Consider the following 12,678-nt stretch of genomic DNA (forward strand, 5'->3'; position numbering starts at 1 on the left):
CCGTGTCCGGAAGGTCCCGCCCGGACCGCGACGCCCGCCGGGCGGACGCCGGTACTTTCCGGACGCTCCCCCAGGGGCTCTCGTGCGGATCCTGCCGGGCCGATCCAACCGGAAGACCTAGCGGACCCAGCCCGTGTACCCCTGCTGACCGTGGTGGCGGCGCCGGTCGGCGGGCCGCGCTCCCGGCTCGCCGGACTCCAGGGCACCGGTCACGGCCCGCACCAGCCAGGCGTTGACCGAGAGGCCCTCCTGGACCGCGGCCTCCTCGATCCGGGCCTTCAGATGGGCCGGTACCCGGAAGTTGATGCGGGCGGTGCCGCCCTCCTCGCCGTCCGCCGGGGCCGGGGCCACCGGGGCGCGAGGGCCGCTCGGCACGCCCGCCGGCGCGTCCGTGTCCTCGTACGGCTCCGGGACGGGCGGCGGCGTGACCACGAAATCGGGGTCGAGCCCGCGCAGCCGTACGTCCACCGAGCCCGGCGCCAGTTCGCGGGTGACCTCGGCCATCGCGTCGGACAGGGCGTTCAGGAGGGTGAGCCGGGCGGCCGATTCCAGGGGGGCGGTGAGCCGCTCGGCCAGGGCACGGGCTTCGCTGCCGCCCGCGTCCGCGGCGACCGCGAGCTCGTGTCGGAGGTTGTCGACGTACGACGTGAGGTCCATAACGCCATCATGGCACACCGATGACGCCACGTCGAGCCCCTAGTGGCGCCACGTGGTGCCATGGGTGCGCCATGGCGGTGCGGATCTGCTGGAACGGCCGGCCGGGCCGGGGGGACGCTCGCTCCCGCGACGTCACCGGGACCCCGCCCGGCGTCGTCTCACCCCTGCCCCTCGCGCCCGGAGATGTGCTGGGGACGCCTCGGCGCCTGCTGCCGGGAAGCGCCCCCCGGGTCCTGCGGGTCGAAGGGGGACGCGCCGGACCGGGCCGGCGGGATGGGCAGCGCCTTCCCGGAGGCCGGGGCGGGGGCCGCGGCGGACCGGGGCGCGTTGCGGTGGCGCGGCTTGGCCTGCCGGGGCGGGCGGGTCAGGGTGATCTGACGGACGATCTGCTGGAAGCAGGCCAGGGCGGCGATGGGGGGCAGCGAGGCGGCGGCGGCATCGATGACCGTCCGGGGCGCCTCGGCCACGCACAGCAGCATGGCGACGGTGGAGAAGAGCAGGACGACGGCCCAGGAGTGCGCCGACCGCCGCTCGTGCAGCGCGGCCCGCAGGATCGACAGGGAGGCGACCACCCACGGCCCGTAGACCAGCAGGGGCCACCAGCGGACCGCCTCCTGGCCGGCCCGGTAGGCGGCGATGTGGCGCAGGGGATCGTACGCGACGATGCCGCCGAACACGCTCACCACGGAGACGATGACGGCGGCGAGCGCCCCCAGCAGGAAGCTGGTCGTCTGCAGCACGGTGACGGCCCGTCGGGAGGTCCGGACCCGGCGGTGCCCGGGAGCGGACGGGCGTACGGGGGGCAGTTCGGCGGTGTTCTCCCCCGCCCCGAACACGGCACCCTCGACGCCGGCGTCCCCGGCGGCGAAGTGGGCGGAGGACGGGACAGCGGCCTCCGTCGCACCCCCCGGAACACCGTCCAGGGGGCCGCCCGTGCCGGTGAAGACCCCCGGCCCGCCGCCATAGGCTCCGGGGACCCCGGCCGCCCCGCCGCCGATGACCCCCGCCCCGAAGGCCCCGGCCTCGGCGCCGCCTCCGTGCCCGGCGTATCCGACGCCCTCGGCGCCGAATCCGGCCCCGCCGAGAGGACCGGCGTACCCACCGCCGCCGGCGTACCCGCCGCCGTAACCGCCACCGGCGTAACCGCCGCCACCAGCGGGTTCGGCGCCGGCGACGCCGCCGCCCGCGCCCCCGGCCGCCGCCTGGCGGGCCGCGTTGCTCTGCAGCAGGTGCGCCAGTTCGGCCTCCGGGTCCCAGGCCGCGTCCAGGGTCTCGAGGTCGATCGGCACGTACAACTGCTGCCCGCCGCCGTACGAGGGGTGGCCGGGAAGCGGCTCCGCCCAGCCAGGGGGGACCCCCTGAGCGGGCTGGGTGGCCTGCGCCCGGGACCAATGTTCCTCATGCATGGATGCCCCGCTCGACGCACTCTCCACCGTGCCCGACGGACGCCCCCGCGGCGTTCGTCAGCCGGATGAAGTCCGCCTGGATACGGCCCACGGCCCCCAGGAAGTCCTCCAGCAGCGTGGAGGTGTGACGCAGCGAGATGCACTGGTCGCCATGGCGAAGAGTGGCGCTAGAACCTTGCGGAGAGTAAGCAACGGCCGGCGTGAAGGTCCAGTCCCCCATCCGGATCGTGCGGGACCCACGCCGGACGGCGGGCTCGGGCAGCGTGCGTGGTGTCGTCATATTCCAACCAACGACCCCGCCATTAACCCTGGTGCGCGGCAATCGGGTGACCCGCTGCGTCAAATGGGTGGCATATCCGAGCGTTTTATCTGCTCTGCGGCCATTCTTGTGATATAAGGGCTCCTTGTGTGAGCCTTTGTCCGAACAGCGCCGACGATGCTCACGGCGAACCGCTTCATCACGCACCCGAGTGACTACGGAACGTAAGGGCGATGGTAGCCCCTCGCCCTGCCGACACGCCCGGGAAGTTCCGCTCGGAGGCCCTCGCGCACCCGACCGCCGCATCCGGCCGCTCCCGCCGCCTCGCCCCCGCCCCCGCCCCCGCCCCCGCCCCAGAAGCCGTGACACGACCGGGCATACGGTGCGAAGATCATGAATCTTCAATCATATGGGGGTTGTCATGGCACTGTTCGGAAATGCGCACACCGTCGACCCGGTGGCGGCTCAGCAGGACTACGCGCGGCTGCTGGGGCAGGGCGAGCGGGTGCACGCCGCGTTCCTGTTGATCAGGGACACGATCCTGTTCACCGACCGCCGGCTGATCCTCGTCGACAAGCAGGGGATCACCGGCAAGAAGGTCGAGTACCACTCGGTGCCGTACCGGAGCATCACGCACTTCGCCGTGGAGACCGCCGGCACCTTCGACCTCGACGCGGAGCTCAAGATCTGGATTTCCGGCACTCCGGCACCGATCCAGAAGACCTTCACCAAGGGCGTCGACATCTACGAAGTCCAGGCGATCCTCACGCAGTTCGTGGCCCGCTAGCACGGCACCGCCCGCCACGCCCCGGGAGGGACCGTCCACGACGACGGGACCGCCGGAGCACATCCGCACGCCCCGCCGACCCGGACCCATCACCGCTGGTCAGCCATTTGATCAACTGTACCGAGCGGTAATCGCCGCATCCCGGGGGCGAGTCGAGCCACCCGGACGCACCGCCCGACCGGGGCCCCGGACCGAGACCGGGGCCCCGTTCCAGGGCCCGCCGGACCACCGCCGGCGCACCCCGGCCCGCCAAAGAGCCGACAGACCGGCCGACTTCGAGAAGGCCCTTTCAACGGGCTCGCGGGGCAAGGAGGTTGAGCGGCCTCCGCGTCACCGGACGACGCCTTCCCGGGAGATCGATCACTCCACGCGTTGACATCACGCCGAGCAAGGGAGAGGGTGGAAATGGCCCAAAAGTCCAATAAGCAAAGAATGCTCGGAGGTGTATGAAGATGCGCCGGAGGATCGTTGCCGCAGCCGCAGCAGGAGCCGCAGGGCTCGCGCTCGGCGTGATGCCCGCGACTGGGGCATTCGCTTCAAGCGACAGCAACCACAACGACCGTTACAGCTGTGACTGGCGAGATGGCCGTTGGCACGACTACGACTACTGCGACGACTACAGAGGCTCCCACCACGACAACGACCGCCATGACAACGGCCGGCACAACGGTTATGACAACGACCGTGGCGGCAACGGCCACCACGACAACGACCGTGGCGGCAACGGACACCACAACGGTGGCGGCAACGGCCACGACGGTGGCGGCGGCAACGGCCACGACGGTGGCGGACGTGGTGGCGACGGAGGAGGCCGTCACTGACCAGTAGCCGAACGTCGACACAGCGGACAGCGGTGAACACGGAACCCGCCGTCTGTGGCAAGCATTCGAGGCCCAGGTCCCTGACCTGGGCCTTCCTGATTTCCCTGTCCCTTGTCTCCCTGCCCCTGTCCCTGTCCCTGTCCCTCCCGCCAGGGCCGCGCGCGGCCCGCACGGGGGCGTGAGCGCGGTCCGGGTGGCGGTCGGGCGGTGATTCCACCCAGGGCGCAACTCGACCGTCCTGACTGCGTTGTTCCTCTCTCCTACGCTGACGGGGTGAGCGACCACATACCGCACCGAGACCATGTCGTCCCCCTGCGCCCCGCCCGCGCGGGCGGCTCCCCCGCCCCTGCCGCCGAACCGGCGCCCGCGGCCAGAGAGCCGCTGTGGCGGCACATCGTCGGCGGCGTGCTGCGGCAGGAGCGGCTCGCCCAGGGGCGCACGCTCAAGGAGGTGTCGGAGACCGCCCGGATCTCGATGGCGTTCCTCTCCGAGGTCGAACGGGGGCGCAAGGAGGCGTCCTCCGAAGTCCTCGCGGCGGCGGCCGGGGCCCTCGGCATGGGTCTGGCCGACATCCTCGCCCTGGCCCAGGAGGAGCTCGTCCTGCTCGCCGCCGCGCGGGCGGCCCGCGACGCGGAGCGGGAACGGCGCATCCTCGTGCGGACGGGCGCGCGGCGCGGCGTACCGCTGACGAACATCACCGGCGAACGGGCCGTCCCGCCGCGGACCGGATCCCGGACGGGTGCCCGGCCCGGCGGGATGTGCCTCGCCGCCTGATCGGCGGGGGCCCGCCCGGACGCCGGCCGATCGGCGGGGCCCGCCGGGACGCCGGCCGACGGGGCGCGCGGTCCGGGCGGCCGGCGGTCCCGCGCTCCGGCCGTTGGGGTGAAGCTCGCGCGACGCGCCGACCGCGGGGGAGCGAGGCGGATATCGACAGCCCGACCAGGTACGCGGGCGTGCCGGGAGGAGCCGGTGCGCCAGGAGCGTCCCCGCCTGGTCCCGTCGAAAGGTCCGCCCGTGTCCGTACCGTCCACCATCGATCACGACGCCACCGGTTACAGCCTCCAGCACGCCTACTGGATGGCCCAGGCGGCCGGCCTCGCCTACAAGGACGAGGCGGCCGTGGAGCAGCGGGCCGACCAGTGGGGCTTCGACCGGGTGCGCCACCACCACACCCGGTTCGACCCGCCCTTCCCGCTCCAGGACACGCAGGCGTACACGATGGCCAGCGACCGGATGATCATCACCGCGTTCCGGGGCACGGAGCCGGTGCAGATCCGGGACTGGCTGTCGGACGCCACCACCCCGCCGTGGCCCGGCCCCGCCAGGACCGGGTTCGTCCACTACGGCTTCGGCGAGGCCCTCGACTCGGTCTTCCCCGCCGTGCGGAAGGCGGTCGCCGAGCTCCGGGACAACGACCAGACCGTGTGGTTCACCGGGCACAGCCTCGGCGGTGCCCTGGCCATGCTCGCGGGCTGCCGGCTCTACATGGAGGAGCCGAAGCTGCGGGCGGACGGCGTCTACACCTTCGGGCAGCCCCGCACCTGCGACCGGCAGCTGGCCGCCGCGTGCAACAAGGGCTTCAAGGACCGCCTGTACCGCTTCGTCAACAACAACGACGTCGTGCCGCACCTGCCGCCCGAGCCGGTCTACACGCACGTCGACACGCTGCGCTACATCGACTCCGGCGGCAAGGTCCGCACCTCGACGCCGCTCGTCGGCGCTCTGACCGACCGTGCGAAGGGGCTGACCGCCGACATGCTCGCCCCGGCCGGTGACGGGGTGCGCGACCACAACATCACCAACTACGTCACCGCTCTGGAGCGCAATCTGGCCTGACGGGAGCGGACCCGGTGCCGGCCCCCGTCGGGAGCAGCGCCTCCCGGGCGGCCGGCACCGCGCCGAGCCGTACGCACGCGGCGCCGGGGCGCCGGGGCTCAGGCCGTCCCGGCTCAGGTCGCCGGGACGGTCTCCGGCATGGTGCCCTCGGTGGTGTTGATGTCGATCACCGAGAAGGTGGCCCCCTGGGGGTCGCGCAGCGCGGCGAACCGGCCGAACGGGCTGCTCATCGGGCCGAAGCGAAGCTCCGCGCCCCTCTCGGTCGCCCTGGCCACGGCGGCGTCGCAGTCCTCCACGGTGAAGTAGACGTTCATGAACGAGGGTTCTTCGGGCGGGAACTCGTCCGTCATCGCCATCCGCCCCAGGACCGGGTCCTGGCCCAGGTCGAAGAGCTTGAAGTCGACCGCCTCGTCCCGCATCCGCTTCACGTGGTACGGGTAGACGGCGGGGAAGAAGGCGTCCGCCTTGCCGGACTCCCGGGTGAAGATCTCCGCCCAGCAGTAGGCACCGGGCTCCCCCTTCGCCTCGAAGCCCTCGTGCGTACCGGCCTGCCACACCCCGAAGACGACACCGCCGGGGTCGCGCGCCAGCACCATCGTCCCGAAGTCACCCACCTGCATCGGCTCCATGAGCACCTCGCCGCCGTTGTCGCGGATCCTGCGCGCGGTGGCCCCGGCGTCGGGCGACGCGAGGTAGAGGCACCAGGCCGACGGGCCTTCCTCTCCGTCCTGCCCGGGCATGGGGGGTACGACGGCGGCCACGGCCTTGCCCTCGGCGTACGCCGTCGTGTAATTGCCGTACTCCGAGGACGACTCGCCGAACGTCCAGCCCAGCACGTCGCCGTAGAAGCTCTTGGCGCCCTCCAGGTCGGAGAACATCGCGTCCGCCCAGCACGGGGTTCCCTCTGGTTGTACGGCCATGGCTCTGTCTCTCTCCCGCTCGATGGACCGTCCGCTCGATGGACCGTCCGTTTTGTCACGCTAACGAGGGGTGGCACGGGTCGCCTGTCGACCCGTGCGGCCGGGGCCGGGCGTCAGCCCCACAGGGCGCGGGCGCAGGCCGCGCCCGCGAACGCCGCTCCCAGGCCGACCGCCACGCTCCCGGCCACGTTCAGCGCCGCACCGGCCGCCGCACCGTCCTCGGCCAGGCGCAGCGTCTCCCAGGAGAAGGTCGAGTACGTCGTCAGCGCCCCGCACAGCCCGGTGCCGAGCAGCAGCCGCAGGTGCGGGTCCGCGCCGGTCAGCAGGCCCAGCACCAGACAGCCCGCCACATTGACGGTGAACGTGCCCCACGGGAGGACGCTGCCGTGGCGGGCCGCCACGGCACGGTCGGTCAGGTACCGCAGCGGCGCGCCGACCGCTCCGCCGACGATCACGAGCAGCCAGTTCATCCGTCCGTCTCCCGGCCGCCGTACCGGACCACCCGGCAGCGGTCCAGGACCACCAGCCCCCGCGCCACCACCTCGCCGAGGTGCGGCGGGAACGCCCTGACCCGCTCCTCCGCGTCGACGACGACCCTCATCCGCAGGCCGGCGCCCGTCGGCCCGGTCATCGCGTTCCGCCCGCCGGCGCGGGGACCAGCAGGCGGCGGGTCGTCCGCGCCGCCAGCCATACGGCGCCCAGCGCCGCCACCAGGGTCACCATGAGGTAGGCGAGGCCCCGTCCCGGCGCGCCACCGGCCACCAGGTGCTCGATCTCGACCGCGTACGTCGAGAACGTGGTGAACCCGCCCAGCACCCCGGTGGCGAAGAACGGCCGCAGCAGCCGGTGCGGTGTCCTCACTTCGGTGATGACCACCAGGAACACGCCGATCAGCGCGCAGCCCGCCACATTGGTCCACAGCGTCGCCCAGGGGAATCCCTCCGGCGGCGTGGGCCACAGCAGGACCAGCCCGTACCGGCCCGCGGCCCCCAGGGCGCCGCCGACGGCCACCGCGCCGACCACGGCGGGGTCGGCGACGGCTCGATCTCGAGAACGTTCCATGGGTCCACGGTCCCGCACCCGGGGCGGGGACTCACCCGGTGGCCAGCACCTGCGCGAGGAACTCGTCCAGGGCGAGGCGCTCGCGCCCCTCCGGCACCATCTCGTACGTCCGGTCCAGGAACCGGGCCATGGAGGGCGCCCAGACCGTGAACACGGCGTGGTTCACCTCGTCCTCCAGGTCCGGGCCGCGCAGCTCGATGCACAGTTCCTCGCGGGTTCCTTTGAGGACGGGCCACATGCGGACGTCGCCCACACCGACCGGGTGACGCATGCCCTCGCGCAACATGCCGCGGTCCAGTCGCCACTCCGCGTAGACGCAGCCGTCGTGGGTGAAGCCCACGCCGACCGCGTACGGATCCTGGTCGTCGTACGTCATCCGGACCAGCACCGGAAGCTCGTGCCCGCTCTGCGAGAGAAGTCGCATGAAGACCTTTTCGCGCATGACCGCGTTCATGTCGTTCGTTCCTCCAGTGAAGTCGGTCCGTGGTGGCCCGCCCCTTCCGGTGCCCCTGAAGCCGGGAGTGATGCGAGGGTGCCCGGGTACGGGAGGAACCCGGGCGCCCTCCGGTACTCGGGCACCGCACCCCTGGGCCGGGCACCCTCCGGTACTCGGGCGCCCCCGCGGCCGGGCCGGCCTCGCGCCCCCGGGCCTCCCCCCTCCTGCCCCGCCACGCCGAAGGGCGTAGTCCGGTCGGCGCACCCCGCCTGCGCCCCGCCCGGCGCGTTCTTACGGTGGCTGAATGATCGTCAGCTGCGTTGTACGCCGGGTCGCGGCCTGCGCGACCGTGTCCCTGCTCTTCCTGCCGGCCCCGGCGGCGGCCGCTCAGGCCCCGCGGCGGGGAGAGCCCATGCCGCCGCAGGCCACGGCGGCGATCGACCCGTCGGTGCTGCACCGTTCCGGCACCCAGGTGCGGCTGCCGCCCGGCGCCGAGGCGCCGCCCGAGCTGTCGGCGCGGTCGTGGCTGGTGGCGGACGCCCGCTCGGGCGATGTGCTCGCCGCCCATGACGCCCACCGCCGGCTCCCGCCGGCCTCCACGCTCAAGGCGCTCTTCGCCCTGGCCACGCTTCCCCGCCTGGCGCCGGACACCCTGCACACGGTCGAGGAGAGCGAGCTGCGGGGGGTGGGCGCCGGCAGCAGCCTGGTGGGCGTCAAGGAGGACGTCACCTACCGGGTGGCGGACCTGTGGCTCGGCGTCTTCCTCAGCTCCGGCAACGACGCCGTCCGGGTGCTGGCGGGCCTGAACGGCGGCTGGGAGGAGACCGTCCGGCAGATGCGGGAGACCGCCCGGGAGCTGGGCGCGCACGATACGGAGGTGGTCTCGCCCGACGGGTACGACGCGCCCGGCCAGGTGTCGTCCGCGTACGACCTGGCGGTCTTCGGCCGGGCGGGCCTGCAGAACGCGGACTTCGTCCGGTACTGCGGGACGCCGTACGCGAAGTTCCCCGCCGACGGCTGGTCCTTCGGCATCCGCAACACGAACCGGCTGCTCACCGGGGCGGACGGGGTGGCCCGCTACCCGGGCCTCATCGGGGTGAAGAACGGCTACACGAGCGGTGCGGGCCACACGCTGATCGCCGCCGCCCGCCAGGGCGGGCGCACGCTGGTGGCGACGGTGATGAACCCGCGCGAGGGCGGTGCGTACGCGGTGTACGAGGAGGCCCGCGCGCTGCTCGACTGGGGCTTCGAGGCCGGGCGCCGGGCCCGGCCGGTGGGCTCGCTCCTGCCGCACAGGACGCCGGTGACGCCGGTGACGCCGTCGGTCCCGGCGGCCACGGAGGCCGCGGTGCCGGTGTCGGCCCGGCCCGGCCCGCAGCGGGCGGCGGCGGCGGCGGTCGACGGTGACGACACGGGGAGCGGGGCGGGGATGCTGCTGCCGCTGACGTTCATCGGCTCGGCCTGCGTGGCGGCGGCCACGCTGTGGGTGGTGCGGCGCCGCGTCCCCCGGTGAGCCGGACCGCCCGGGGACCGGCCGGGATCCGGCCGAGGACCGGGGATCCGGCCGGGACCGTGCGCCCCGGCCGGGCCCCGGTCCCGGCGGGATCCGGACGAAGGGCCCTACGCCCCGGCCTGCCCACCACCGCCGTACGGGCGGGTGATGATCTCCATGGCGTGCCCCGCCGGGTCCATGAAGTAGACGCCGCGCCCGCCGTCGTTGTGGTTGATCTCGCCCGGCTTCTCGCGGTGCGGGTCGGCGAAGTAGGCGACCCCCGACTCCTGGATGCGGGCGAAGGCCGTGTCGAACCCGGCCTCCGTGACGAGGAACGCGTAGTGCTGCATGACGATGGACTCCGGCGGGATCGTCGCGAAGTCGAGGGTGACGCCGTTGGCGGTCTCCACGGGGATGAAAGGGCCCCATTCCGGTCCGACGTCGAGGCCCAGGACGTGGGCGAGGAACTCCGCTGAGACGCGGTTGTCCTTGGCGTGGATGATGGTGTGGTTCAGCTGTACCGACACGGTGGAATGCCTCCGTAAGGCAAACTCCCGGCACCTCCATGCCTCACCCGGTCGGTGACCGGCACGCGATGCCGTCCGCCGATCCTAGGAACCGGGCCCGTCGTTGTCGAGCGCTTACCGGACCGCCTCCGTACGACCCGGCCGGCGCACCCCCGCGCCAGAAGGAGTCCGCATGGCCATCCCGGTGATCCTGGACTGCGACCCCGGGCACGACGACGCCTTCGCCATCATGCTCGCGGCCGCCCACCCCGCCGTCGACCTGCTCGGGATCACCACCGTCGCCGGGAACCAGACGCTGGACAGGACCACTCTCAACGCCCGCCGGGTGTGCACGGTCGCCGGGATCCACGACGTCCCCGTCGCCGCCGGGCTCGCCCGCCCGCTGCACGGCGAGCCGATCGTGGCCCGCGGCATCCACGGGGAGTCCGGCCTGGACGGCCCCGGCTTCGGCGAGCCGACCGTTCCGCTGGACCCGCGCGACGCCGTCACCCTCATCCGCGACCTCCTGCTCGCGCACCCCGGGCCCGTGACACTCGTACCGACCGGTCCGCTGAGCAACATCGCCGCCCTGCTGCTCGCCCACCCCGGCCTCGCCGGCCGGATCGAGCGGATCGTGCTGATGGGCGGGTCCACCGGGAGGGGGAACACCACGCCCGCCGCCGAGTTCAACATCGTGTCCGACCCCGAGGCCGCCGACATCGTCCTCTCCAGCGGGCTGCCGGTCACGATGATCGGGCTGAACGTCAGTCACCGGGCCCCGGCCACCGACGAGGTCCTCGCCAGGATCGACGCGCTCGGTACGCCGCTCGCGCGGATCTGCACCGAGCTGCTGACCTTCTTCGGCGCCGCCTACCGCGAGGTCTTCGGCTTCGCCGCGCCGCCGCTGCACGATCCGCTGACCGTCGCCCACCTCGTCGACCCGGAGCTGATCACCCTGGTCCACGCACCGGTCGCCGTCGAGCTGACCGGCACCCACACCCGGGGAGCCACCGTCGTCGACCTCGACGGGGTCACCGGCCGGCCGGCCAACGCGTGGGTCGGCGTCGACGTGAACGCCCCCGCCTTCTGGGACCTGGTCGTCGACGCCGTACGGACGCTGGGCGCGCGCACGGCCGGTTAGACCGTGCCCGCGGTTCAGCGCCGCAGCACCCACTTCTGCACGGACTCCAGCGGGCCGTCGGAGAACCGTCGCAGCCACAGCGTGGAGAACGTCATCAGCACGGCGCACACCGCCGCCCACAGTCCCATCACCCACCACGGCCGGCCCGTCTCGCCGAGCCGGTCCGCGAGGCCGAGCCCGATGCCGTACGAGGCGAGCACGCACAGCAGGTTCTGCAGGACGTACCCGGACAGGGCCGTTCGGCCGACGGACGTCAGCCCGGTCATGAGCGGGCCGGGCCGCCGCACCCGGTCGACGACGGCGCCGATCAGGCCGATGTAGCCCGCCGCCACCAGGGGGGCGGCGACGTACCGGCCCACCCCGAACCAGTCCTCGCCGCCCAGCGCGGCGGCGGCGGTGAGTGGCGCCCCGAGGCCGAACCCCCAGGCCAGCATCCGGGCCCGGATGCGCCGGCCGGTGGCGTCCGCGCCGAACGCGCCCGCCCGGAACAGCCGCACACCGAGCAGGAACAGGAAGACGAGCAGCCCGAAGGACAGCACCGGCTCAAGGCGCAACGCGATCGCGTTGTCCAGGCGGAAGGCGACCTGCTCCAGGTAGCCGCCGTGCGCGTAGAGGTCGACGACCTCCCGGCCGACCGGCTCCTCGTCCCCGGCGGAGTCGCCCAGCGACACCAGGGCCGCCGTCAGCAGGCCGATCAGCGCGAGGTGCAGACCCGCGGCCCACCACATCACCCGGCGCTGCGCCCGCTCGGATCGGGTCAGCAGCCAGGCGACGAGCAGGGCGGTGACGGCGTACCCCATCAGGACGTCCCACGCGAAGACGAGGACGAAGTGCACGGTGCCCTCGGCGAACAGGAACAGCGCCCGCCGGGGGTAGCGGCCGGGCCAGGGCTCTCCGCGCCGCTCGGCCGAGCGGAACTGGATCGCCAGCCCCACCCCGAACAGGATCGTCAGCAGGGACAGGAACTTGCCGTCGGCGAGCAGCCGGAAGAGCGACTCGGCGGCGTCGGGCAGGGTCCCGAAGGCCGCGTCGCCCATGCCGCCCTGGAGGATGCCCCACTCGGCGCCCGGGGCGGTGAAGACCCACACATTGGTCATCAGCGTGCCGAGGATGGCGGCACCGCGCAGCACGTCCAACAGGGGCAGTCGGCCGCCGGCGGCGCCGGGGGCCACGGTAGGGGTACGCAGGGTCTCGGTCATGTGTTTCATCGTCCGCGCGGCGACGTGCCGTTTCTTCGTGACCACGGACGAACAGGCGCTACATCGAAGGGTGCAGACGCCCGTACGGGGTCTTCGTCCCTCCGGCGGACCCGGCCGGCCGGCGGACCCGGCCGGCCGGCGGACTCCACAGGCCCG

At 73.3% G+C, this 12,678-nt stretch carries 16 protein-coding genes; 5 read left to right on the plus strand and 11 right to left on the minus strand.

Annotated elements, in window-relative coordinates; genetic code table 11:
- Nucleotides 1-117 precede the first annotated feature (117 nt).
- The 3 genes from PUR26_RS14085 to PUR26_RS14095 all read right to left on the minus strand — a co-directional run bounded on the left by PUR26_RS14085 (nt 118) and on the right by PUR26_RS14095 (nt 2,343).
- On the minus strand, nt 118-657 hold the full coding sequence (locus PUR26_RS14085) for a toxin-antitoxin system HicB family antitoxin (RefSeq protein ID WP_329872627.1): 540 nt from the start codon (nt 655-657) through the stop codon (nt 118-120).
- Nucleotides 658-815: 158 nt separating this feature from the next.
- Entirely contained in the window at nt 816-2,063 is a 1,248-nt protein-coding gene (locus tag PUR26_RS34690; protein WP_443077070.1) for a DUF2637 domain-containing protein, read from the minus strand.
- Nucleotides 2,056-2,343, minus strand: a complete 288-nt coding sequence (locus PUR26_RS14095) for a hypothetical protein (protein ID WP_329872629.1) — start codon at nt 2,341-2,343, stop codon at nt 2,056-2,058. The genes PUR26_RS34690 and PUR26_RS14095 overlap by 8 nt, the downstream gene beginning before the upstream one ends.
- A gap of 400 nt (nt 2,344-2,743) precedes the next feature.
- On the opposite strand from PUR26_RS14095, the gene PUR26_RS14100 reads away from it, so the two are divergent.
- Nucleotides 2,744-3,109, plus strand: a complete 366-nt coding sequence (locus PUR26_RS14100) for a PH domain-containing protein (protein ID WP_329872631.1) — start codon at nt 2,744-2,746, stop codon at nt 3,107-3,109.
- Nucleotides 3,110-3,645: 536 nt separating this feature from the next.
- On the opposite strand, the gene PUR26_RS14105 is transcribed toward PUR26_RS14100, so the two are convergent.
- The gene (locus PUR26_RS14105; RefSeq protein WP_329872633.1) at nt 3,646-3,951 is read right to left on the minus strand and encodes a hypothetical protein; all 306 of its coding nucleotides are present in this window, start codon (nt 3,949-3,951) and stop codon (nt 3,646-3,648) included.
- Between the two features lie 252 nt (nt 3,952-4,203).
- On the opposite strand from PUR26_RS14105, the gene PUR26_RS14110 reads away from it, so the two are divergent.
- The gene (locus PUR26_RS14110; protein ID WP_443077071.1) at nt 4,204-4,704 is read left to right on the plus strand and encodes a helix-turn-helix domain-containing protein; all 501 of its coding nucleotides are present in this window, start codon (nt 4,204-4,206) and stop codon (nt 4,702-4,704) included.
- Nucleotides 4,705-4,944: 240 nt separating this feature from the next.
- Entirely contained in the window at nt 4,945-5,766 is an 822-nt protein-coding gene (locus PUR26_RS14115; protein WP_329872634.1) for a lipase family protein, read from the plus strand.
- 113 nt (nt 5,767-5,879) lie between these two features.
- Here the strand turns inward: PUR26_RS14115 and PUR26_RS14120 are convergent, their stop codons facing one another.
- From PUR26_RS14120 to PUR26_RS14140, 5 genes are all read right to left on the minus strand, one after another.
- A complete protein-coding gene (locus PUR26_RS14120) occupies nt 5,880-6,686 on the minus strand; it encodes a VOC family protein (protein ID WP_329872636.1) in 807 nt (268 codons plus the stop codon).
- A 113-nt stretch (nt 6,687-6,799) separates the two neighbouring features.
- Nucleotides 6,800-7,156 (minus strand): fluoride efflux transporter CrcB, encoded by a 357-nt coding sequence (crcB, locus tag PUR26_RS14125; protein ID WP_329872638.1) that lies wholly within the window; start codon nt 7,154-7,156, stop codon nt 6,800-6,802.
- Nucleotides 7,153-7,317, minus strand: a complete 165-nt coding sequence (locus PUR26_RS14130; protein ID WP_443077072.1) for a hypothetical protein — start codon at nt 7,315-7,317, stop codon at nt 7,153-7,155. Before PUR26_RS14130 ends, crcB begins: the two co-directional genes overlap by 4 nt.
- A complete protein-coding gene (locus tag PUR26_RS14135; protein WP_329872640.1) occupies nt 7,314-7,748 on the minus strand; it encodes a fluoride efflux transporter FluC in 435 nt (144 codons plus the stop codon). Before PUR26_RS14135 ends, PUR26_RS14130 begins: the two co-directional genes overlap by 4 nt.
- A gap of 31 nt (nt 7,749-7,779) precedes the next feature.
- Nucleotides 7,780-8,202: an SsgA family sporulation/cell division regulator gene (locus tag PUR26_RS14140; RefSeq protein ID WP_329872641.1), complete on the minus strand. Its 423-nt coding sequence runs from the start codon at nt 8,200-8,202 to the stop codon at nt 7,780-7,782.
- Nucleotides 8,203-8,488: 286 nt separating this feature from the next.
- On the opposite strand from PUR26_RS14140, the gene PUR26_RS14145 reads away from it, so the two are divergent.
- Nucleotides 8,489-9,697 (plus strand): D-alanyl-D-alanine carboxypeptidase family protein, encoded by a 1,209-nt coding sequence (locus PUR26_RS14145; RefSeq protein WP_329872643.1) that lies wholly within the window; start codon nt 8,489-8,491, stop codon nt 9,695-9,697.
- A 107-nt stretch (nt 9,698-9,804) separates the two neighbouring features.
- On the opposite strand, the gene PUR26_RS14150 is transcribed toward PUR26_RS14145, so the two are convergent.
- A complete protein-coding gene (locus tag PUR26_RS14150) occupies nt 9,805-10,203 on the minus strand; it encodes a VOC family protein (protein WP_329872645.1) in 399 nt (132 codons plus the stop codon).
- Between the two features lie 172 nt (nt 10,204-10,375).
- Between PUR26_RS14150 and PUR26_RS14155 the strand changes: the two genes are divergently transcribed.
- Nucleotides 10,376-11,323, plus strand: coding sequence for a nucleoside hydrolase (locus PUR26_RS14155; RefSeq protein WP_329872646.1), 948 nt, complete (start codon nt 10,376-10,378; stop codon nt 11,321-11,323).
- 14 nt (nt 11,324-11,337) lie between these two features.
- Here the strand turns inward: PUR26_RS14155 and PUR26_RS14160 are convergent, their stop codons facing one another.
- Nucleotides 11,338-12,522: a DUF418 domain-containing protein gene (locus tag PUR26_RS14160; RefSeq protein WP_329872647.1), complete on the minus strand. Its 1,185-nt coding sequence runs from the start codon at nt 12,520-12,522 to the stop codon at nt 11,338-11,340.
- Nucleotides 12,523-12,678 lie beyond the last annotated feature (156 nt).

This window comes from Streptomyces sp. SP18CS02 (genome assembly GCF_036322365.1).
GTDB lineage: Bacteria > Actinomycetota > Actinomycetes > Streptomycetales > Streptomycetaceae > Streptomyces.

Excerpts from the sequence above, each read along its gene's own strand:
- PUR26_RS14085 (WP_329872627.1), bottom strand. The coding sequence starts at position 657 with ATGGACCTCACGTCGTACGTCGACAACCTCCGACACGAGCTCGCGGTC.
- PUR26_RS34690 (WP_443077070.1), bottom strand. The coding sequence starts at position 2,063 with ATGCATGAGGAACATTGGTCCCGGGCGCAGGCCACCCAGCCCGCTCAG.
- PUR26_RS14095 (WP_329872629.1), bottom strand. The coding sequence starts at position 2,343 with ATGACGACACCACGCACGCTGCCCGAGCCCGCCGTCCGGCGTGGGTCC.
- PUR26_RS14100 (WP_329872631.1), top strand. The coding sequence starts at position 2,744 with ATGGCACTGTTCGGAAATGCGCACACCGTCGACCCGGTGGCGGCTCAG.
- PUR26_RS14120 (WP_329872636.1), bottom strand. The coding sequence starts at position 6,686 with ATGGCCGTACAACCAGAGGGAACCCCGTGCTGGGCGGACGCGATGTTC.
- crcB (WP_329872638.1), bottom strand. The coding sequence starts at position 7,156 with ATGAACTGGCTGCTCGTGATCGTCGGCGGAGCGGTCGGCGCGCCGCTG.
- PUR26_RS14130 (WP_443077072.1), bottom strand. The coding sequence starts at position 7,317 with ATGACCGGGCCGACGGGCGCCGGCCTGCGGATGAGGGTCGTCGTCGAC.
- PUR26_RS14135 (WP_329872640.1), bottom strand. The coding sequence starts at position 7,748 with ATGGAACGTTCTCGAGATCGAGCCGTCGCCGACCCCGCCGTGGTCGGC.
- PUR26_RS14140 (WP_329872641.1), bottom strand. The coding sequence starts at position 8,202 with ATGAACGCGGTCATGCGCGAAAAGGTCTTCATGCGACTTCTCTCGCAG.
- PUR26_RS14145 (WP_329872643.1), top strand. The coding sequence starts at position 8,489 with ATGATCGTCAGCTGCGTTGTACGCCGGGTCGCGGCCTGCGCGACCGTG.
- PUR26_RS14155 (WP_329872646.1), top strand. The coding sequence starts at position 10,376 with ATGGCCATCCCGGTGATCCTGGACTGCGACCCCGGGCACGACGACGCC.
- PUR26_RS14160 (WP_329872647.1), bottom strand. The coding sequence starts at position 12,522 with ATGACCGAGACCCTGCGTACCCCTACCGTGGCCCCCGGCGCCGCCGGC.